The organism is Jiella soli (assembly GCF_020615385.1).
GTDB lineage: Bacteria > Pseudomonadota > Alphaproteobacteria > Rhizobiales > Rhizobiaceae > VKMB-3413.
The window spans coordinates 42,673-63,214 of the sequence record NZ_JAJAVB010000044.1; the positions used below are offsets into that span (position 1 = coordinate 42,673).

The window sequence follows — 20,542 nt, forward strand, 5'->3', positions numbered from 1 at the left end:
TCGACGGCGCTCCGAGGCGCGTTCGTTTGGGTTCAGCCGGCCGGATCGAGCCGCATCGCGACGCCCGCTGCCGCCATGTGCGCTTTCGCCTCGGCGATCGTATAGGTGCCGAAGTGGAAGATCGAGGCGGCGAGGACGGCGCCCGCATGGCCGTCGCGGATGCCGGCGGTGAGATGGTCGAGCGTGCCGACGCCGCCGGACGCGATGACCGGCACGGCGACGGCGTCGGCGACCGCGCGGGTGAGCGCAATGTCGAAACCGGATTTGGTGCCGTCGCGGTCCATCGAGGTCAGAAGGATCTCGCCGGCGCCGAGCGAGACGACGCGGCGGGCGAAGGTGACGGCGTCGATGCCGGTCGGCGTGCGGCCGCCATGGGTGAAGATCTCCCAGCGCGGTTCGGCCGCGTCGTCGGTGACCCGCCGGGCGTCGATCGCCACGACGATGCACTGATCGCCGAACTTGTCGGCGGCCTCGGCCACGAATTCGGGGCGATTCACGGCGGCGGTGTTGATCGAGACCTTGTCGGCGCCGGCGAGCAGGAGCTTGCGCACATCCTGGACGGTCCGTACGCCGCCGCCGACCGTCACCGGCATGAAGCACTGCTCGGCGGTCTTGGCGACGACGTCGAAGATGGTCTCGCGATCGTCGGAAGAGGCGGTGATGTCGAGGAAGCAGAGTTCGTCCGCCCCGGCCGCATCATAGGCCTTCGCCGCCTCCACCGGATCGCCGGCATCGCGCAGGCCTTCGAAGTTGACGCCCTTGACGACGCGGCCGTCCTTGACGTCGAGACAGGGGATGATGCGGGCTTTGAGGGTCATTCGCGTCTGTCGTCCGTCATGCCCGCCCGGGCATCTGTCATCCGCCGGTCTCGAAAGGCCGGCCGTATTCGCCGCACTGAGAGCGCCGGGCGCGGGAAGCCCCGCCGCCCGCCCTGGGCTCCAGAGCCAGCTTATGCGACGCCGCGATAGAGTTCGGCAAGAGGAATGCGGATGTGGAGCCCGGCGAGGTCGATCGTCTCGTCCGCGCCGACGATCATCTCCGGCTTTGCGAACGCGCCGTCTCCGCCACGCGACCACAGCCAGACCCGCGGCTCGTCCTGCGACAGGACGAGATAGTGGCGGAGCGTGCCCAGCGCGGTGTATTCCTGCGCCTTCTCGCCGAAATCGGTGGCGAGCGAGGAGGGCGAGAGGATCTCGGCAATGAGGAGTGCCTGGTCCGTCGCCAGGCTCTTGTCGTCGCTGGCGGCGGCCGGTTCGACGAGTACATCCGGATAGCGCACGCCGACCGGCGTTCTGATCGCATAGTCGGCCGCGACCACCATGTAGTCGGATGAGGCCAGGGCCGATTTCAGCACGATTGCCAGCTGCAGCATGAGTTCGGCGTGACGCCTCGTTCCGCCCGTCATCATCTCGACGATGCTCCCCCGGACGAATTCGCGCCGCCCCTCGCGCCCTTCGTTCCAACGCAGGAAGTCGTCGGCCGTGCGGATGGCTGGTGCCTGGATGTTCATGGCGCCTCCTTGGCGGAAAGCCTCGCCGCTCGATTTCTCGCCTCGCCGACCTTACCGGATTGCGATCGGCTGTGGAATGAGAGGGCAAGTGCCATCGCGCGCTTGCCCCGGCCCCGTCCATTTGCGACGGAAGGGGCAGCAGGGAGTGCGGCCATGCGCGAGATCGTCTTCGATACGGAAACCACCGGCCTCGACCCCGCGGTCGAGCGGGTGATCGAGATCGGCGGCGTCGAACTCTGGAACCACATCCCGACCGGCAAGAACTATCACGCCTTCATCCGGCCCGCCGGCCGCAAGGTCGATCCCGCCGCCTTCGACGTCCACGGCATTTCCGACGACTTCCTCGCCGACAAGCCGCTGTTCGAGGAGATCGCCGAGGAGTTCCTCGCCTTCTTCTCCGGGGCGAAGCTGATCGCCCACAATGCCGCCTTCGACGTCCAATTCCTCAATGCCGAGCTGGCGCGGATCGGCCAGCCGCCGATCGATCCCGGGATCGTCGTCGACACGCTGCCGATGGCACGGCGCAAGTTTCCGATGGCGCCGGCGACGCTCGACGCCTTGTGCTCGCGCTTCAGCGTCGACACGAGCCGGCGCGACAAGCACGGCGCTCTGCTCGATTCCGAGCTTCTCGCCGAGGTCTATATCGAGCTGATCGGCGGCCGCCAAGCGGCGCTCGGCCTGGTCATGGAGAGCGGTAGCGGCGGCTCGGAGGAGGAGAACGGGCAGGTCCTGCGCATCGGCCCGCGCCCCGCGCCTCTGCCGCCGCGGCTCACCGCAGCGGAGATCGCGGCGCACCGGGCCTTCGTCGAGACGCTCGGGGACGAGGCGGTCTGGTGGCGCTATCTCGAACGTCGGGCTGCAGAAGACGCGGCGCTCGTGACCGCCGACTGAGGCTTCGGCCTCTGGAAGGCGCCCAACCCCATGCGCGGGCCGTGGCGTCGCAGCTCTTAATCAACGCCCACAAAGTGAACGGCCCACAAAAAAACGCCGATGCGGGATCCGCACCGGCGTCTCACATGTCGTCTCTCGCCGCCGTGGGGCGGCTGTCGGATCAGCTTGTCTGAACCTGCTGGCGCGCGCGCTCCTCGGCCATGCGCTGCTGGAACAGCTGGGCGAAGTCGATCGGGTCGATCATCAGCGGCGGGAAGCCGCCGTTCCGGGTGATGTCGGCGACGACCTGGCGCGCGAACGGGAAGAGCAGCCGCGGGCATTCGATGAACAGCACCGGCAGGAGGTGCTCCTGCGGGAAATTCTGCAGCCGGAACACGCCGCCATATTCCAGTTCCACGTGAAACAACATCTCGGCACCTTCGCCGGCCTTGGCGTTCAGCGTCAGGCGGACGTCGTATTCGCCGTCGGTATTGGGGATCTGGTTGGCGCCGACATTGACGCCGATATTGATCGCCGGCCCGCGCGTCTGGCCGCGCAGAACTCCCGGTGCGTTCGGACTCTCGAACGAAAGGTCCCGGATATACTGCGTCAAGATGTTGATCGCGGGCGGATTGCTGCCTTCGGCGGCGGCGCCGTTGCCGGCGTTCTGGTCCTGGGTGTCGGACATTGGGTCTCCCATCGGATGTGGAACCCGAACCGGCCGGTGATTGGCCCGAGCCTGTCCGGGAAGACGCCGGCTTCGCGGCGGGCGCGGACCGGCAGGAAAAGCATCTCCGGCGGAGGGCTATCACTAAAGGGCGGGCGAGGACAAGGACGCCGGCCGCTCCCGAAAAGAGCGCGCGGCACGCGTCGATCGCCTTGTCAGGCCCGCCGGCTGGGCTTCCCGGGCGAAAGCCGCGCCTGGGCTCAGTGCAGCGTACGGTTGCCCGGATTGTCCGGCCGGTCATCGCCCGCATGCCACGGCGAGTTCGGATCGGGATGGCGATGATAGTCCTCGCCGGACAGGTCGACGACGTCAGGCCCGGCCGGGCGCCGGCGCGGATCGCGCGGCGTCTCGCCCTGCTGCGAAGCGGCGCGGAACCCGCTGGTGCCGACGACGACGGCGCGGCGCTTCAGCTGCGACCAGATCGCCTCGCGGATCCCCGGGACGAAGAGGAGGAAGCCGATCGTGTCGGTGACGAGGCCCGGCGTCAGCAGAAGGACGCCGGCGACGGCGATCATCACGCCGTCGACGAGCTCGCGCCCCGGCATTCGGCCGGCATTGATCTCGGACTGGATTCGCCGCAGCGTTCCCAGGCCCTGGCGTCGCAGAAGGATCGAGCCGATCGCGGCGGTCAGGATGACCAGCCCGAGCGTCGCCCACAGGCCGATGAGATTGCCGACGAGAATGAAGACCGCGATCTCCAGAACCGGAATGACGAGGAGCGCGAAAGGGATCAGGGCAAAGGGCATGGACGTGACACTCCAGTTCGGATACCCGCAGACCTTGAAGTCGTGGGCGGACGAGCGCCGATCCATCGGGCGGTGACAAACCGCTCGGCCGGATGCGACATCCATGACATAGGGATCACGGTCTTTCGTTTGAATGCGTTGCCGTCGATCTCTATATGAAAAGTCGGCCGGACAACGATATAGCGGATCGAGGTAACAGCGCGCGATGAGTTTCGGGACGATCTTCTTTATAGTGCTTGCGGCGATCGTTCTGTTTCAGCTTCGCAATGTGCTGGGCCGTCGCACTGGAAATGAGCGACCACCCTTCGATCCGTATTCGCGGCCGGAGACCCCGCGTGAAGAGGTTGCCGGCAACGGCAATGTCGTGACGCTGCCGCAGCGCCGCAACGCGGATGACGAGAGCGGCGCGGGCCGGATCAGCTACGAGGCGGTCGACAAGGTCGCCAAGCCCGGCTCGGCGCTCAATGTCGAGCTTCGCCGGATTCGCGACGCCGATCCGAGCTTCGAGCCGGCAGAGTTCCTCGAAGGCGCCAAGGTCGCCTACGAAATGATCGTCAACGCCTTTGCCGACGGCGACCGCCGCCTGCTGAAGAATCTTCTGTCCGCAGAGGTCTATGACGGCTTCGACAAGGCGATCGCCGAGCGCGAGCGGCTCGGCCAGCGCATGCAGTCCTCCTTCGTTGGCATCGACGAGGCGACCATGGTCTCTGCCGAGATGAAGGATCGCGAGGCGCTCGTGACCATCCGCATCGTCTCGCAGCTGATTTCCTCGGTCCAGGATGCCTCCGGCGCGGTGGTCGACGGCGATCCCGAGACGGTCGTCGAGGTGAAGGACGTGTGGACCTTCGCTCGCGACACCCGCTCGCGCGACCCGAACTGGAAGCTGGTCGGGACCGAATCCGAAGACGCCTGATCCGGAGCGCGGGAGCCATGACCGCCTTCGTCCGCCGCAGCCTTTCCGATCTTTCGGGCTGGCAGGAAGCCGACCACGCTCTGGCTTTCGCGGCCTTCCGCCGCAGCGCCGAGCGGCTTCGCGCCGGCGCCTTTCCCACCGGCTCCCTCGGCATCGCCGTCAGCGACTATGCCGAGGCGGCGGAGGCGGCCCTGGCGTCCGGTGATCTGGCGGGGCCGCAGGCACGGGAATTCTTCGAGCGCGCCTTCGTGCCGTTGCGGATCGTTCCGGAAGGTGCGGACGGCCCGCTGCCCGGCTTCGTGACGGGCTATTACGAGCCGGTGGTCGACGCTTCGCCGGTGCGCACCGAGCATTTCCGCTTTCCGCTCTATCAGCCGCCGGACGATCTCGTGAAGATCGACGACGACAATCGGCCGTTCGGCTTCGACCCGTCCTTCCGCTTCGCCCGGCGGCTGCCGGATGGCGACCTCGTCGAATATCCGGACCGCGCGGCGATCGAGAACGGCTTCCTCGCCGGGCGCGGGCTGGAGATCGCCTGGCTCGACGATGCGGTCGAGGCCTTCCTCATCCATGTCCAGGGTTCGGCCCGGCTGCGCTTCGCGGGCGGGCACGAGGTCCGGGTCGGCTACGCCGCCAAGACCGGCCACGAGTTCACCGCGATCGGGCGCGTCCTGATCGAGCGCGGCGAACTCACCCGGGTCGAGGCTGACATGGACGGCATCAGGGCCTGGCTCGCAAGCCATCCGGACGAGGTCCGGCCGCTCCTCCACCGTAACCGGTCCTTCATCTTCTTTCGCGAATTTCCGGTCGAGGATCCCGGCCTCGGTCCCGTCGGCGCGGCCAAGGTGCCGCTGACGGCGCTCGCCTCGATCGCCGTCGACCGGCTGCTCGCGACCTATGGCGTGCCCTATTTCATTTCTGCTCCCGAACTCCTCCTCGACAGTTCGCCGCTCCGCCGTCTGATGATCGCGCAGGATACCGGCTCGGCGATTCTCGGCCCCGCCCGCGCCGACATCTTCATCGGCTCCGGCCCGGTTGCGGGCGCGGTCGCCGGCCGGATCCGGCATGCCGCCGATTTCACCCTCTTCGTCCCGCCGGCGCTGGCCGAAAGGCTCGCCGAATGAGACGCCGCCGCGGCCTGAGCGCCGACGACGCAAGGCTCTGGGCCGGCGTCGCGCGCTCGGCGATCCCGCTGAAGGGCAAGAGCTTTCCCGAACTGCCCGACACGCCCGAACCGCCCGCCAAGGTGCCGGCCGCGCCGCCGCCGCCTGCGCAGCAGCCGCTGGCGGGTCAGCCACCGTCCGACGCCGTGCGCCGCCGCCTCAGCCAGCACCCGCTCGAACGGCCGACCCGAAAGAAGCTCGCCAAGGGCAGGCTCGCCATCGAAGCGCGGATCGACCTCCACGAGATGACCCAGGCGCGGGCGCATGACGCGCTGGTCGGCTTCCTCAGGCAGGCCCAGGCCATGGGGCTCCGCCATGTCCTGGTGATCACCGGCCGCGGTTCGGCCTTCGGCTCGCGCGGCGTCCTGCGCCGGGTCGTGCCGCAATGGTTTTCCGGGCCGGAGTTCCGCTCGCTCGTCTCCGGCTTCGACAGTGCCGAGCGGCATCATGGCGGCGAGGGCGCGCTCTATGTGCGCGTCCGCAAGCGCTCATGACGCCCTTCGGCGAACGCATCCGCGCGCTGCGCAAGGCCAAGGGCGTGACCCAGCGCGACATGGCCGCCGCGCTGAACGTGTCCAGCGCCTATCTCTCGGCGCTCGAACACGGAAGGCGGGGGCGGCCGAGCTGGGACCTGTTGCAGCGCATCATCGGCTATCTCAACGTCATCTGGGACGATGCGGAGGAACTCGAGCGGCTGGCCGAACTTTCCCACCCCAAGGTGACGGTCGAGACGGCCGGCCTCGGACCGGAGGCGACGGCGCTGGCCAACCGGCTGGCGGAGACGATCGCGATCCTTCATCCGGACGATATCCGGCGGCTGCTGGCGGAGCTGGAGCTGGCCGGAGCGCGGGCGGAGGAGGAGGAGCGCCGCCGCCGGAGGAGAGCCCGGCCCTGAGAGGAACCGGAAAAGCGCCCGAGGTCGGATCAAAACTCTTACTTTTACGTAAGTCCAGAAAAATCTAACCGATTGTAATCTCTGACCCCGCGTTTTGATTGTTGCAAGCGGCTGCCGACGGGGCTAAGCCACCGCGCGACGGCGGCACCGTTGCATCGCACCCATTGCCGGGGACGGCCTTTCGGCCACATTCCCGAGCGGCAAGTCCTTGCGACCCTGTCGTGACCCTGGATCCGGCGACGTGGGCCTGCGCCCGCCGCTGCCGCATTCGCGAAATCAACGTGCCGCCACGGCGATCCGTCCGCGCGCGGCTGCAGCCACCGGAGGAAAGAGACCTTGGCGCGTAGCAAGATCGCACTCATCGGTTCGGGCATGATCGGCGGCACTCTCGCCCATCTGGCCAGCGTGAAGGAACTCGGCGACATCGTCCTGTTCGACATTTCCGAGGGCACGCCGCAGGGCAAGGCGCTCGACATCGCCGAGAGCGGCCCGGTCGAGGGCTTCGATGCGCGCCTGTCCGGCGCCAACGACTACGCCGCCATCGAGGGCGCCGACGTCTGCATCGTGACGGCGGGCGTGCCGCGCAAGCCCGGCATGAGCCGCGACGACCTCCTCGGCACCAATCTGAAGGTCATGGAGCAGGTTGGCGCCGGCCTCGCGAAATACGCGCCGAACGCCTTCGTGATCTGCATCACCAACCCGCTCGACGCCATGGTCTGGGCGCTGCAGAAGTTCTCCGGGCTTCCCAAGGCCAAGGTCGTCGGCATGGCCGGCGTGCTGGATTCCTCGCGCTTCCGCACCTTCCTCGCCGAGGAGTTCAAGGTCTCCGTCGAGGACGTGACCGCCTTCGTGCTCGGTGGCCATGGCGACACCATGGTGCCGCTGCCGCGCTATTCGACGGTCGCCGGCATTCCGCTGACCGATCTCGTGAAGATGGGCTGGTGCACCAAGGAGCGCCTGGAGGAGATCATCCAGCGCACCCGTGACGGCGGCGCCGAGATCGTCGGTCTCCTGAAGACCGGCTCGGCCTATTACGCCCCGGCCGCCTCCGCGATCGAGATGGCGGAAGCCTACCTCAAGGACAAGAAGCGGGTTCTGCCCTGTGCCGCCGCGCTGAAGGGCGAATACGGCCTCAAGGACATGTATGTCGGCGTTCCCTGCGTGATCGGTGCCGAGGGCGTCGAGCGGGTCATCGAGATCGACCTGAACTCCGACGAGAAGGCGCAGTTCGAGAAGTCCATCGGTTCGGTCAAGGGCCTGATGGAAGCCTGCCAGGGCATCGCGCCGAACCTCAAGTGATTCCACCGGGCCGCTCGCAATGAGCGGCCCGTTCCTTTTTCGAGCCTTCCGACGAGGACGAGACCAAGATGAACATTCACGAATACCAGGCCAAGGAAGTCCTCAAGGGTTTCGGCGCGCCGGTCGCCAAGGGTGTGGCGATCACCTCCGCCGACGAGGCCGAGGCCGCGGCGAAGCAGCTTCCCGGCCCGCTCTATGTCGTGAAGAGCCAGATCCATGCGGGCGGACGCGGCAAGGGCAAGTTCAAGGAACTCTCGCCCGCGGCCAAGGGCGGCGTGCGCCTCGCCAAATCCGTCGAGGAGGTCGTCACCAACGCCCGCGAAATGCTCGGCAACACCCTCGTCACCAAGCAGACGGGCGAAGCCGGCAAGCAGGTGAACCGCCTCTATATCGAGGACGGCGCCGATATCGACCGTGAGCTCTATCTCTCGATCCTGGTCGACCGGGCGGTCGGCAAGGTCGCCTTCGTCGTCTCCACCGAGGGCGGCATGGACATCGAGACGGTCGCCCACGACACGCCGGAGAAGATCGTCACCGTCGCGATCGACCCGACGAAGGGTGTGACGGCGAGCGACGCCGAGAAGCTGTGCGACGCGCTGAAGCTCGGCGGCCCGGCCAAGGTCGACGGCATGCAGCTCTTCCCGATCCTCTACAAGGCCTTCACCGAGAAGGACATGAGCCTTCTGGAGATCAACCCGCTGATCGTCATGACCGACGGGCATCTGAGGGTCCTCGACGCCAAGGTCTCCTTCGACGGCAACGCGCTGTTCCGCCATGAGGACATCAAGGCGCTCCGCGACGAGAGCGAGGAGGACGCCAAGGAGATCGAGGCGTCGAAATACGACCTCGCCTATGTGGCGCTCGACGGCGATATCGGCTGCATGGTCAACGGCGCAGGCCTCGCCATGGCGACGATGGACATCATCAAGCTCTACGGCAAGGAGCCGGCGAACTTCCTTGATGTCGGCGGCGGCGCCAACAAGGAGAAGGTCACCGCGGCCTTCAAGATCATCACCGCCGATCCGAACGTGAAGGGCATCCTGGTCAACATCTTCGGCGGCATCATGCGCTGCGACGTCATCGCCGAGGGCGTCGTCGCGGCGGTGAAGGAAGTCGGGCTGAAGGTGCCGCTGGTGGTGCGCCTCGAAGGCACCAATGTCGACAAGGGCAAGGCGATCCTCAACGACAGCGGTCTTGCCATCACGGCCGCCGACGACCTCGACGACGCGGCCAAGAAGATCGTCGCCGCCGTCGGCTGATGGACGTCGCCGATATTCTGGCCGCCTGGTTGCCGCTTCTGTTGCTGATCGCGGTGGCGATCTGGCTGATGCGGCGATCGCGCCGGGCCATGGATCGCCATGTCGCCGATACCGAGGCGATCAACAATCGCATTCTCGAGGCCAGTCAGGAGACCGTTCGAGAACTGCGCCAGATCCGAAGGATCCTGGAGGATCGTTCGTAAGCACCGCCGCCGCGACCCGCAAAAAGGGTCGTCGCGGGGGAACTTTGCGACAAGACATAGACGGAGAAGAGGCCATGGCCGGCAATCGGGCGAATGGCGCGACTGGCAAGACGACCCGGGCCGCGCTGGCATTCGGGCTTTCGATCGCGCTGGCGACGCAAGCGTTCGCGGCGGGTAGCTTGAAGCTGCCGCTGACGGCGCCCGAGGGCGTGTCGAAGACGCTCGCCGACTACCTCGAGATCTGCTCGACGGGGATGACGAACATTCCCGCCGCCGGCAGCCTGGCGCTGAAACGCGGCTGGATGTCGATGGATCCGAACGGAGGCGGGCTCGCCGCCGGGGTGGCCGCCGCCGCGGGTCTCTTTTCCGCCACCAAGGACGACGGCAGCTTTCTGACGATCAGCCGGGTGCAGTTCCCTCACGTCGCCGCATCGAGCTGCCAGATGGTGCTGGCGGCCAAGCCCGGCGATCTGGGCACCGACAAGCTGAGCGAGATCGAGGGCATCGAGGGCGGCGGCGGCGTAGTCGGCATGACCCAGAAGGGTGCCGGCTTCTGGAGCTTTGTCGACGATCAGGGTCAGGTCGTGACGATGACCGCGATCCCGGCCGGCGGCAGCGGACGCTTCGTCCTCAACATGGGACGGGCGGAGCTGACGGAGCTCGGCAAGAAGTCTGGCGCGAAGCCGGCGGGGTGAGTATCCCCTTGCCGCGAATGGACACGCAGGATATGTGCTCCACATAACCCGTGTAGACGCTGATCGGCGAAACGCCAATGGCCAAGAACATCACTCTCGCCATCGACGAGGATCTCCTCGACAAGGTGCGCGTCCTCGCCGCGATGCGCAGGACGAGCGTCAACGAAATGGTTCGCACCTATCTGCAGCGGCTGGTCGAGCAGGAGCAGGAGCGCGACGAAGTCACCGAGGAGCTTCTGAAGCTATCTCGTGAGAGCAAGGCGGGCCTGGGTGATTGGCGCCCCAGCCGCGAGGATACCTATTCCGGAGAGCCGCGGTTTGATCGCTGGCGCTGATGTTTTTCTCGACACCAACATCCTCATCTACGCCGCCACCGGTCAGGCTGACGAACCCGCTAAGTGGCAGGTCGCTCACGGTCTGCTTACCACTCCGTTCGGCACGAGTGGGCAGGTTCTCGCCGAGTTTTACGCCAACGCGACCCGGAAGGCGAAGCCGCCTCTGCCCCTGGACGACGCGCGGCGTTGGGTCTCGCTTCTCGGGCGCAAGCCCTGCGTTACTGTCGACGAGCGTCTGGTCCTCGCCGGCATCGACGTTTCCCAGCGCTACCAGATCTCCTATTGGGATGGCGCCATCATCGCCGCGGCCGAGCGGCTTGGGGCGAAAACGCTCTACACCGAAGATCTCAGCCACTGTCAGGCCTACGGGTCGGTGACTGCGATCAACCCGTTTCTGTAACGCCCTTCTCCCGAAGCAGGGTGACCTTCAAGGAGTTAGAAAGCCCATGTCCATTCTGGTCGACAAGAACACCAAGGTCATCGTGCAGGGGCTGACCGGCAAGACCGGTACCTTCCACACCGAGCAGGCGCTCGCCTATTACGGCACGCAGATGGTGGGCGGCACGCATCCCAAGAAGGGCGGCGAGATGTGGGAAGGCAATGCCGACGGCAAGACCGTGCAGCTGCCGATCTTCACCTCGGTCGCCGAGGCCAGGGACAAGACCGGCGCCACCGCCTCGGTCATCTACGTTCCCCCGGCAGGCGCCGCGGCCGCCATCGAGGAGGCGATCGACGCCGAGATCGACCTGATCGTCTGCATCACCGAGGGCATCCCGGTGATGGACATGGTCAAGGTGAAGGCCAAGCTCGACAAGTCGAAGTCCCGCCTCATCGGGCCGAACTGCCCGGGCGTCCTGACGCCGGAAGAGTGCAAGATCGGCATCATGCCGGGCAACATCTTCAAGAAGGGCAATGTCGGGATCGTATCGCGCTCGGGAACGCTTACATACGAGGCGGTCTTCCAGACGACCAATGAGGGTCTCGGCCAGACCACGGCGGTCGGCATCGGCGGCGATCCGGTCAAGGGCACCGAGTTCATCGACGTCCTCGAAATGTTCCTCGCCGATGAGGCGACGCAGTCGATCATCATGATCGGCGAGATCGGCGGCTCGGCCGAGGAGGAGGCGGCGCAGTTTCTGAAGGACGAAGCCGCCAAGGGCCGCAAGAAGCCGATGGTCGGCTTCATCGCCGGCCGCACCGCGCCCAAGGGTCGCACCATGGGCCATGCCGGCGCGGTGGTTTCCGGCGGCAAGGGCGGTGCGGAGGACAAGATCGCGGCGATGGAGGCGGCGGGCATCAGGGTATCGCCGTCGCCGGCGCAGCTCGGCAAGACGCTGGTCGAGGTCCTCAAGGGCTGAGCGGCGGTGCGGGGCCCGGAGCATGATGCCGAAAAGTTGCATGACTTTTCGGATCACATCATGCGCGAAGCAGAAGGTGAGAGCGGATGGCGATCCGCTCGGGGCCCCGATCCGGCCGGGTGACGCAATCATTCTGCAACCGATTTCGTTCATGGAACGTATCGGCACATGGACAGAAAAAGGTGGCGCGACGGGCTCGCGTGCCACTTCCTCGCCGGAAACTGAGCCCATCCGGTTCGCGCGAGATACCCGGCCGACAGGCGGTCGCCGGGACCCAAGGCGGACAATGACAGAGGGCGGCGCGAGGCGCGTCGCGACGGCACCGATGGCACGCAGTCAGGCGAACGAGAACTTCGCGCTCACTTCCTTCCTTTATGGCGGCAATGCCGACTATATCGACGAGCTCTACGCTCGATACGAGCAGGACCCGGCCTCGGTCGCGGCCGAATGGGGCGAGTTCTTCAAGGAGCTGAAGGACGAGAAGCGCACCGTCCTGAAGAACGCCGAGGGCCCGTCCTGGAGCCGTGCGAACTGGCCGATCCCGATGAACGGCGAACTCGTCTCCGCGCTCGACGGCGACTGGGGCGCGAGCGAGCAGCGCATCGAGACCAAGGTCAAGGAAAAGGCACAGGCGCAGGGCGTCGACATTTCCAGCGAGGCGGTTCATCAGGCGACACGCGATTCGGTGCGCGCGCTGATGCTGATCCGCGCCTACCGCGTGCGCGGCCATCTCCACGCCAAGCTTGATCCGCTCGGCATCGCCAAGCCCGCCGACGACGACTACAATGAGCTGTCGCCGAAGGCCTACGGCTTCACCGAGGAAGATTACGACCGCAAGATCTTCATCGACAACGTGCTCGGCATGGAGTTCGCGACCATCCGGCAGATGGTGGATATTCTCGAGCGCACCTATTGCTCGACCTTCGGCATCGAGTTCATGCACATCTCCAACCCGGACGAGAAGGGTTGGCTGCAGGAGCGCATTGAGGGCCCGGACAAGGGCGTCGCCTTCACCAATGAAGGCAAGCGCGCGATCCTCAACAAGCTGATCGAGGCGGAGGGCTTCGAGAAGTTCCTCGACGTCAAATACAAGGGCACCAAGCGCTTTGGCCTCGACGGCGCCGAGGCGCTGATCCCGGCGCTCGAGCAGATCATCAAGCGCGGCGGCTCGATGGGCTTGAAGGAGATTGTCCTCGGCATGGCCCATCGCGGCCGCCTCAACGTGCTCTCCCAGGTGATGGGCAAGCCGCACCGGGCGATCTTCCACGAGTTCAAGGGCGGCTCGTTCAAGCCCGAGGACGTCGAAGGCTCGGGCGACGTGAAGTACCATCTCGGCGCCTCGTCCGATCGCGAGTTCGACCAGAACAAGGTGCATCTGTCGCTGACCGCCAATCCGTCGCATCTCGAGATCGTCGATCCCGTGGTGATGGGCAAGGCCCGCGCCAAGCAGGACGCGATCGCCGGCCGCTCGCGCAACGAGATCGTGCCTCTGGAGACCCGGGCGCAGATCCTGCCGCTGCTCATCCATGGCGACGCGGCCTTCGCGGGCCAGGGCGTCGTCGCCGAGTGCTTCGGCCTGTCGGGCCTGCGCGGCCACCGCGTCGCCGGCACCCTTCACTTCATCATCAACAACCAGATTGGCTTCACGACCAATCCGCGCTTCTCGCGCTCCTCGCCCTATCCCTCCGACGTCGCCAAGATCGTCGAGGCGCCGATCTTCCACGTCAATGGCGACGATCCGGAGGCGGTCGTCTATGCCGCGAAGGTGGCGACCGAATTCCGGATGAAGTTCCACAAGCCGGTCGTCATCGACATGTTCTGCTACCGGCGCTACGGCCACAACGAGGGCGACGAGCCGGCGTTCACCCAGCCGATCATGTATCGGACGATCAAGGATCATCCGACGACGCTCGAGATCTACGCCAAGAAGCTGGTCGACGAGGGCGTGCTTAGCCAGGAGCAGATCGACGAGCGACGCGGCGAATGGCGCAAGACACTCGATGAGGAGTTCGAGACCGGCCAGTCCTACATGCCGAACAAGGCCGATTGGCTCGACGGCGCCTGGTCCGGCCTGCGCAAGGCCGAGCAGGAGGACGAGCCGCGCCGCGGCGTGACCGGCGTGCCGATGAAGACGCTGAAGGAAATGGGCGCCAAGCTCGCGACCGTGCCCGAGGGCTTCAACGTCCACCGCACGATCCAGCGCTTCCTCGACAATCGCGCCAAGATGGTCGAGAGCGGGGAGGGGATCGACTGGGCGACTGCCGAGGCACTCGCCTTCGGCACGATCGTCACCGAGGGTCATCCGGTCCGCCTGTCCGGCCAGGATTCCGAGCGCGGCACCTTCTCGCAGCGCCACTCGGTTCTCTACGACCAGGAGACCGAGGCGCGGCACATCCCGCTCGCCCATCTCGCCAAGGGCCAGGCCGTCTACGAGGTCATCAATTCGATGCTCTCCGAAGAGGCCGTCCTTGGCTACGAATACGGCTACTCGCTCGCCGAGCCAAACGCCCTGACCCTGTGGGAGGCCCAGTTCGGCGACTTCGCCAATGGCGCCCAGGTGATCATCGACCAGTTCATCTCGTCCGGCGAGCGCAAATGGCTGCGCATGTCGGGCCTCGTGCTCCTTCTGCCGCATGGCTATGAGGGCCAGGGTCCGGAACACTCCTCGGCCCGGCTCGAGCGCTTCCTGCAGATGTGCGCCGAGGACAACATGCAGGTCGCCAACTGCACGACGCCGGCGAACTATTTCCACATCCTCAGGCGGCAGCTGAAGCGCGATTTCCGCAAGCCGCTGATCCTGATGACGCCGAAATCGCTGCTGCGCCACAAGCGGGCGGTCTCGAACCTCGCAGAAATGGCCGGGGAGACGAGCTTCCATCGCCTCCTGTGGGACGATGCGGAGATGCAGAAGGATTCGCCGATCAAGCTCGTCAAGGACGACAAGATGCGGCGCGTCGTGATGTGCACCGGCAAGGTCTATTACGACCTTCTGGAAGAGCGCGAGAAGCGCGGCATCAACGACGTCTACCTCCTGCGTCTGGAACAGCTCTATCCGTTCCCGGCCAAGGCGCTGATCAACGAACTCGGCCGCTTCAAGCAGGCCGAGATGGTCTGGTGTCAGGAAGAGCCCAAAAACATGGGCGCCTGGTCCTTCATCGATCCCTATCTGGAATGGGTGCTCGACCATATCGGCGCGGAAAAGCGCCGCGTCCGCTACACCGGCCGCCAGGCATCGGCATCGCCCGCGGCCGGCACCATGGCCAACCATCAGAAGCAGCTTGCAGCCTTCCTGGAAGACGCGCTCGGCTGACCGCGGCCGGGCCCAGAACGAGATCCCGAGAGAACGAACGGAACCCATGAGCACCGAAATCAAAGTCCCGACCCTGGGCGAGTCCGTCACCGAGGCGACCATCGGCCAATGGTTCAAGAAGCCGGGCGACCGCGTCGAGCTCGACGAGACCATTGCCGAGCTGGAGACCGACAAGGTGACGGTGGAAGTGCCGGCGCCGGCGGCGGGCGTGCTCCAGGACGTCACCGTCCAGGAGGGCGAGACCGTCGAGGTCGGCGCCGTCATCGGGGCGATCGGCGAGGGCGAGGGTAGGGCGTCCGGCGAAACCCGGCCGACCGAGAAGCCGAAGAGCGCCGAGGCCAAGGCGGACGCGGCCGGCGAGACCAGGGCCGACTACGGCGGCGGGGCGACCGGCGACGCCGCGGCTCCGGCCGCCTCCGGCGAACTCGTCGCGGTCAACGTGCCGGCGGCTGGCGAATCGGTCACCGAGGCCACCGTCGGCCAGGTCTTCAAGAAGGTCGGCGACAGTGTCGCGGTCGACGAATCCTTGCTCGAACTCGAGACCGACAAGGCCGCCCAGGAGATTCCCTCGCCGGTCGCCGGCGTCATCCGCGAGATGGCCGTCAGCCAGGGCGACGAGGTGAAAGTCGGCGCGCTGCTCCTGAAGATCGAGGAAGGCGCATCTGCCGGGTCCGGAAATGGAGCCGCCGCTGCCGCCTCCCATCCAGGCTCCGGGACCGACCAGCATCCGCGGCGCGCCGCCGAGGCGGAGGCGAATGGCGGCCGTCCGCCGGCGCCTTCGGCCCGCAAGATCATGGAGGAGAAGGGCCTCTCCTCCGGCGACGTCGAGGGTTCGGGCCGCAAGGGCCAGGTGCTGAAGGGCGACGTTCTCGCCGCGATTGCCAGGGGCGCACCGTCGAGCGCACAGGAAAAGCCGGCCGAGGCCAAGGCGCCGCGCGCACCGTCGTCTGAGGGCGACGAGGCCCGCGAGGAGCGGGTCAAGATGACGCGCCTCCGCCAGACCATCGCCAGGCGGCTGAAGGACGCGCAGGACACCGCCGCCATGCTGACCACCTTCAACGAGGTGGACATGACCGCGACGATGGAGCTGCGCAAGAAGTACAAGGACCTCTTCGAGAAGAAGCACGGCACCAAGCTCGGCTTCATGGGCTTCTTCACCAAGGCCGTCTGCCACGCGCTGAAGGAAGTCCCGGCGGTCAACGCCGAGATCGACGGCACCGACCTCGTCTACAAGAACTACTGCCACATCGGCGTCGCCGTCGGCACGGACAAGGGCCTCGTCGTGCCGGTGGTGCGCGATGCCGACCAGATGTCGATCGCCGAGATCGAGAAGGATATCTCCCGCCTCGGCCGGGCCGCGCGCGACGGCAAGCTGTCCATGGCCGACATGCAGGGCGGCACCTTCACCATCTCGAACGGCGGCGTCTACGGCTCCCTGATGTCGACGCCGATCCTCAACGCCCCGCAGTCCGGCATCCTCGGCATGCACAAGATCCAGGAGCGGCCGATGGCGATCGGCGGCCAGGTCGTCATCCGCCCGATGATGTACCTGGCGGTCAGCTACGACCACCGGATCGTCGACGGCAAGGAGGCTGTGACCTTCCTGGTGCGCGTCAAGGAGAGCCTGGAGGATCCCGAGCGCCTGGTGCTCGACCTCTGATCTCGGACGAGACATGATCCCGGGATGGAGACGCTGGTCGACATCTCGGAGATCCCGCACAATCTCGCGCTGACGGCCGCCGCCGCCGTCGGCGCTTGGCTCGCCTGGAAGAAGCTCGGGCCGGAGACGACGCAGGCGGGATCCGCGGTCTTCCAGGCGACGCTCGCACGCCGCGCTCATGTTATGGAGCTCTTCAACCGCGCCGCCGGCCAGCTTGGCGACGAGAAGATGGAAGTCCCTCTCGCCGCGATCTATATTCTCGGCGAGATCACGGATTTCCCGATCTTTCGGGGCCGGTGTTCAAGTTGCTATCCAACCATCTCGTCGCGATGGGGGCGGATTTTGAAAGCGGAAGCGCTCCAGTAGATGCCCGGACGATAGCCGAAGTCCTGCGAAGGAGGGCGGCAGATGAATCTCAGCGATAGAAAGACGAGCCGGCCGCCGCACGAGTTCGATTTCGAGGGAGCGGTGCTCCGAACACTCGATTTCACCGGCATCAACCTGACCTCCGCCAATCTCAAGCGGGTCGATGCCCGCAAGACGATCTTCGCTCGCGTGAATTTTCTTCACGCCGATCTAAGTGGTGCGGACCTGCGCGGCGCCGATCTCACCGGCGCGAAGAACACGACGATGGACCAGCTCCAGAGCGCCGTTGTCGACGAGACCACCAGGCTTCCCGATTACATTGACCCTGCACGGCTGACGCGCGCAGCGGCAGAGTGACGAGTTTGGCGCCTGCAGGCGAAGGATAGACTATGGCCGATCGTGTCATGATCGTCACCGGCGGCTCGCGCGGCATCGGCGCGGCGACCGCCATTCTCGGTGCTGCGGCAGGCTACGGCGTCGTCGTGAATTACGCCTCGAACCGCGAGGCGGCGGACCGGGTCGTCGCCGAGATCGAGGCGGGCGGCGGCAAGGCGATCGCCGTTCAGGGCGACGTCGGCAGCGAGGCCGACATCCTCGCTCTTTTCGAGGCGAGCGACCGCTTCGGCCCGCTCGCCGCCCTCGTCAACAATGCCGGCATCGTGGATGGGGCCGCGCCGCTCGCCGAGATGAGTGCCGCGCGGATCGAGCGCATGCTGCGCGTCAACCTCACCGGCAGCCTCGTCTGCGCCCGCGAAGCGGTGCGCCGCATGTCGACGAAGCGCGGGGGCAAGGGCGGCGGCATCGTCAACGTCTCCTCCGTTGCGGCAAAGCTCGGCGGCGCCGGCCAATATGTCGACTACGCCGCCTCCAAGGGCGCGATCGACACCTTCACCGTCGGCCTCGCCAAGGAGGTGATCGAGGAGGGGATAAGGGTCTGCGCGGTCCGGCCGGGGATCATCGACACCGACATCCACGCCTCCGGCGGCCAGCCGAACCGGGTCGCCGAAATGGGTCCCGGCCTGCCGATGCGGCGCGCCGGAACGGCCGAGGAAGTCGCCCGCGCGATCCTCTGGCTCCTGTCGCCCGAGGCGAGCTATTCGACGGGTGCGATCCTCGATGTTTCCGGTGCAAGGTCGATCCTGCCGTGACCGGATACAGATCCTTCCCCTAGACCCAGACGCCACCGTCGCGCCCGTGCCGGGACTTGCAATCTGACGGCGAGTATGTTTACGTTTCGTTCTCTCGTCCATGGAGAATGGGACCGTGTCCGCGATCGCCCAAGCTTCGCCGCCCGACCCCGAGGACCTCGCTCGAGGAGGGAAGCCGCCTTGGCGCTCATCGTCGGCGCGCGCTCTGTGGTCCAGGTGCAATTCACGGTCAGATCAGGGGAAGGCTCATCTTATGATGATCGAATCGAAGACGATCTTCGCGGCTCTGTCGGCCGCATGCTTGGTAACGAGCGCCGCGCCGGCCGTCGCCGCCGGGCCGGCCAAATATCTCGACAACCGTTCGACGGCCGTCACGCTGGTGCGCTCGCTCTACAATGCCGTCAACCGGCACGAATATCTGCGGGCCTGGGGCTACTTTGCCGAAGGCGCGGGCCAGGGGAGCTTCGAGACCTTCGCCAAGGGCTACGAGACGACGAAGAAAGTCCGCGTAAAGCTCGGCAAGCCGATCGAGGAGGGTGCCGCCGGCTCGATCTACACCAAGCTTCCCGTCGTCATCCAGGCGACCGATAACAACGGCAGGAAGACGGTCTTCTCCGGCTGCTACGAGACCCGCTTCGTCCAGCCGGCCAACCAGGCGACGCCGCCCTTTACCCCGCTGCAGATCGTCGAGGCGAAGCTGGAGCCGGCGACGACTCCCTTCAAGAAGACGCAAGGGAACTGCCCGCAAGGCGGCCTCGGGTGACGCTGCGCGGGCGGGAGCCGCCGGAAGGGTATGCGTGGCGGGTACTGCGCTATCCCCGGCTATCCGACGGAACCCTGAAGCGGCACGGGCTCCGCAGGCTGGCGCTCGGCATGCTTCGACCCGCCGACGGGGCGCATTCTCGTCGGCGATCCCACTGCCTACACGGCCGATCTCGTTCCGCTCGCCGAACGCGTGCCCCCCGGCCGCTATCCAGTCCACGCCTACCAGAAGAGCTGCAGCTACGGCGATTCGGACTATTTCATCCTGGCGCTCGCCGAACTCAGGCTCTCCGACGAGCCGCCCGCCACCTTTGCCCTGGCACTTCGTGAAGGACAGAAGGCGGGAACCAGCATCTACGACGCCACTATTCGGTGGAATCGGCGGCCGGTTGCTTCTGCGACGCCGCCGCGCAACCCTATCTCGTCCACGCCGAAGAGAATTACGACCCGGACGGTGACGATGACGTCAATCTCCTGGAGATCGCCTTTGCGAGCGATGAGGGCGCCGAACACCGGTTCAAGGGCACGGAGCTCAACGTCTTCTGCTTCCATACCGGCGACGGCGACGGCAGCTATCCCTGCTATTGGGCCTACGGTTCATCCGGTGCGCCGGTGCGGCTGATCACCAGTTTCGGCATCGTCGAACGGGGCTTCGAATGGGAGGCGGGCTTTCCCGAACCGTTCCGGGCCCCCTGACCTTCTCGGCCGTCGGTGGCGTTGCCGGAGTTTCGCAGCGGGACGGAGAGCGGTCCGGCGAAGCGGCTTCCCCTCGCGTCCGCCGAGGTCCCGCTGCGTTTTGACATATTCCTCAGGGAACGACACCCTGTCATCCTACAGCTGTCTTCCCGGACCGGAGCGCAAGAGATGGACACCGCAACACCTGCTGCCGCCCTGGCCATGCCGACCGAGCTGTGGCTGCTCGGCTGGTCCGTCGTCCTCGCCCTTGTCATGCTGGCGGTGCACATCCTGACGGCGACCCCGGACCTCGGGCTCAAGACGGCCGTCAAGCCGCGCGACGACAATCCGCAGCTTTCCGGCGTGCTTGCCGGGCGCGCCAAGCGGGCTTGGCTGAACTTCATGGAGACCTATCCGCTGTTCGTCGCACTGACGCTCGGTCTCGTCGTCTCGGGCCAGACCGGTGGCATCGGGCTCTGGGGTGCCGAGCTTTGGTTCTTGGCGCGTTTGGTCTATGCACCCATCTATTATGCGGGTATCCCCTGGCTCCGAACCCTCGTCTTTGTCGGCTCGATCCTCGGGCTGATCCTCATGGTCTTCGACCTCCTCACCTGACGGGCCGGAGAGGTCCGTCCCGAATTTGACAGG

The 20,542-nt window shown here is 66.3% G+C and carries 24 protein-coding genes and 1 pseudogene; 21 read left to right on the plus strand and 4 right to left on the minus strand.

The genetic code is table 11. The features are described from left to right. Window positions 1-32: 32 nt before the first annotated feature. Entirely contained in the window at window positions 33-818 is a 786-nt protein-coding gene (hisF, locus tag LH400_RS24485; protein ID WP_229156093.1) for an imidazole glycerol phosphate synthase subunit HisF, read from the minus strand. 131 nt (window positions 819-949) lie between these two features. After that, window positions 950-1,510, minus strand: coding sequence for a Uma2 family endonuclease (locus LH400_RS24490; RefSeq protein ID WP_229156094.1), 561 nt, complete (start codon window positions 1,508-1,510; stop codon window positions 950-952). 153 nt (window positions 1,511-1,663) lie between these two features. Between LH400_RS24490 and dnaQ the strand changes: the two genes are divergently transcribed. Next, complete coding sequence (dnaQ, locus tag LH400_RS24495) at window positions 1,664-2,401, plus strand: DNA polymerase III subunit epsilon (protein WP_229156095.1); 738 nt, start codon at window positions 1,664-1,666, stop codon at window positions 2,399-2,401. 160 nt (window positions 2,402-2,561) lie between these two features. Here dnaQ and secB read toward each other — a convergent pair whose 3' ends face one another. Further along, the gene (gene secB, locus LH400_RS24500; RefSeq protein ID WP_229156096.1) at window positions 2,562-3,068 is read right to left on the minus strand and encodes a protein-export chaperone SecB; all 507 of its coding nucleotides are present in this window, start codon (window positions 3,066-3,068) and stop codon (window positions 2,562-2,564) included. A gap of 239 nt (window positions 3,069-3,307) precedes the next feature. Then, entirely contained in the window at window positions 3,308-3,853 is a 546-nt protein-coding gene (locus LH400_RS24505) for an FxsA family protein (RefSeq protein ID WP_229156097.1), read from the minus strand. A 205-nt stretch (window positions 3,854-4,058) separates the two neighbouring features. Between LH400_RS24505 and LH400_RS24510 the strand changes: the two genes are divergently transcribed. The 20 genes and pseudogenes from LH400_RS24510 to LH400_RS24600 all read left to right on the plus strand — a co-directional run bounded on the left by LH400_RS24510 (window position 4,059) and on the right by LH400_RS24600 (window position 20,509). Beyond that, window positions 4,059-4,766: a Tim44/TimA family putative adaptor protein gene (locus LH400_RS24510; protein WP_229156098.1), complete on the plus strand. Its 708-nt coding sequence runs from the start codon at window positions 4,059-4,061 to the stop codon at window positions 4,764-4,766. Between the two features lie 17 nt (window positions 4,767-4,783). Continuing rightward, window positions 4,784-5,890: a murein transglycosylase A gene (mltA, locus tag LH400_RS24515; RefSeq protein WP_229156099.1), complete on the plus strand. Its 1,107-nt coding sequence runs from the start codon at window positions 4,784-4,786 to the stop codon at window positions 5,888-5,890. Next, the gene (locus LH400_RS24520) at window positions 5,887-6,423 is read left to right on the plus strand and encodes a Smr/MutS family protein (RefSeq protein ID WP_229156100.1); all 537 of its coding nucleotides are present in this window, start codon (window positions 5,887-5,889) and stop codon (window positions 6,421-6,423) included. The genes mltA and LH400_RS24520 overlap by 4 nt, the downstream gene beginning before the upstream one ends. Beyond that, entirely contained in the window at window positions 6,420-6,824 is a 405-nt protein-coding gene (locus tag LH400_RS24525) for a helix-turn-helix domain-containing protein (RefSeq protein WP_229156101.1), read from the plus strand. The genes LH400_RS24520 and LH400_RS24525 overlap by 4 nt, the downstream gene beginning before the upstream one ends. 336 nt (window positions 6,825-7,160) lie before the next feature. Then, window positions 7,161-8,123: a malate dehydrogenase gene (gene mdh, locus LH400_RS24530; RefSeq protein ID WP_229156102.1), complete on the plus strand. Its 963-nt coding sequence runs from the start codon at window positions 7,161-7,163 to the stop codon at window positions 8,121-8,123. A 68-nt stretch (window positions 8,124-8,191) separates the two neighbouring features. Continuing rightward, the gene (gene sucC, locus LH400_RS24535) at window positions 8,192-9,382 is read left to right on the plus strand and encodes an ADP-forming succinate--CoA ligase subunit beta (protein ID WP_229156103.1); all 1,191 of its coding nucleotides are present in this window, start codon (window positions 8,192-8,194) and stop codon (window positions 9,380-9,382) included. Beyond that, entirely contained in the window at window positions 9,382-9,585 is a 204-nt protein-coding gene (locus tag LH400_RS24540; protein ID WP_229156104.1) for a hypothetical protein, read from the plus strand. The genes sucC and LH400_RS24540 overlap by 1 nt, the downstream gene beginning before the upstream one ends. A gap of 74 nt (window positions 9,586-9,659) precedes the next feature. Continuing rightward, window positions 9,660-10,280 carry a hypothetical protein gene (locus LH400_RS24545; protein ID WP_229156105.1) on the plus strand — a complete coding sequence of 207 codons (621 nt, stop codon included), beginning with the start codon at window positions 9,660-9,662 and terminating at the stop codon, window positions 10,278-10,280. A 77-nt stretch (window positions 10,281-10,357) separates the two neighbouring features. Continuing rightward, window positions 10,358-10,615 (plus strand): DUF6364 family protein, encoded by a 258-nt coding sequence (locus tag LH400_RS24550; protein ID WP_229156106.1) that lies wholly within the window; start codon window positions 10,358-10,360, stop codon window positions 10,613-10,615. After that, window positions 10,599-11,015 (plus strand): PIN domain-containing protein, encoded by a 417-nt coding sequence (locus LH400_RS24555; RefSeq protein WP_229156107.1) that lies wholly within the window; start codon window positions 10,599-10,601, stop codon window positions 11,013-11,015. Before LH400_RS24550 ends, LH400_RS24555 begins: the two co-directional genes overlap by 17 nt. A 46-nt stretch (window positions 11,016-11,061) precedes the next feature. After that, window positions 11,062-11,973, plus strand: coding sequence for a succinate--CoA ligase subunit alpha (gene sucD, locus LH400_RS24560; protein WP_229156108.1), 912 nt, complete (start codon window positions 11,062-11,064; stop codon window positions 11,971-11,973). Between the two features lie 325 nt (window positions 11,974-12,298). After that, entirely contained in the window at window positions 12,299-15,283 is a 2,985-nt protein-coding gene (locus LH400_RS24565) for a 2-oxoglutarate dehydrogenase E1 component (RefSeq protein WP_229156109.1), read from the plus strand. Between the two features lie 46 nt (window positions 15,284-15,329). Continuing rightward, on the plus strand, window positions 15,330-16,943 hold the full coding sequence (odhB, locus tag LH400_RS24570) for a 2-oxoglutarate dehydrogenase complex dihydrolipoyllysine-residue succinyltransferase (RefSeq protein WP_229156110.1): 1,614 nt from the start codon (window positions 15,330-15,332) through the stop codon (window positions 16,941-16,943). A gap of 24 nt (window positions 16,944-16,967) precedes the next feature. Beyond that, complete coding sequence (locus LH400_RS24575; protein ID WP_229156111.1) at window positions 16,968-17,309, plus strand: hypothetical protein; 342 nt, start codon at window positions 16,968-16,970, stop codon at window positions 17,307-17,309. A gap of 42 nt (window positions 17,310-17,351) precedes the next feature. After that, window positions 17,352-17,666: a pentapeptide repeat-containing protein gene (locus tag LH400_RS24580; RefSeq protein ID WP_229156112.1), complete on the plus strand. Its 315-nt coding sequence runs from the start codon at window positions 17,352-17,354 to the stop codon at window positions 17,664-17,666. A 32-nt stretch (window positions 17,667-17,698) separates the two neighbouring features. Beyond that, entirely contained in the window at window positions 17,699-18,457 is a 759-nt protein-coding gene (locus tag LH400_RS24585; protein WP_229156113.1) for an SDR family oxidoreductase, read from the plus strand. Window positions 18,458-18,710: 253 nt separating this feature from the next. After that, window positions 18,711-19,220 carry a hypothetical protein gene (locus tag LH400_RS24590; RefSeq protein WP_229156114.1) on the plus strand — a complete coding sequence of 170 codons (510 nt, stop codon included), beginning with the start codon at window positions 18,711-18,713 and terminating at the stop codon, window positions 19,218-19,220. Between the two features lie 135 nt (window positions 19,221-19,355). Next, window positions 19,356-19,550 (plus strand): annotated as a pseudogene (locus LH400_RS26455) (DUF4241 domain-containing protein); the annotation flags it as partial. Window positions 19,551-19,591: 41 nt separating this feature from the next. Beyond that, the gene (locus tag LH400_RS26145) at window positions 19,592-19,915 is read left to right on the plus strand and encodes a DUF4241 domain-containing protein (protein WP_370638478.1); all 324 of its coding nucleotides are present in this window, start codon (window positions 19,592-19,594) and stop codon (window positions 19,913-19,915) included. 168 nt (window positions 19,916-20,083) lie between these two features. Then, window positions 20,084-20,509 (plus strand): MAPEG family protein, encoded by a 426-nt coding sequence (locus LH400_RS24600; RefSeq protein WP_229156115.1) that lies wholly within the window; start codon window positions 20,084-20,086, stop codon window positions 20,507-20,509. Window positions 20,510-20,542: the final 33 nt, after the last annotated feature.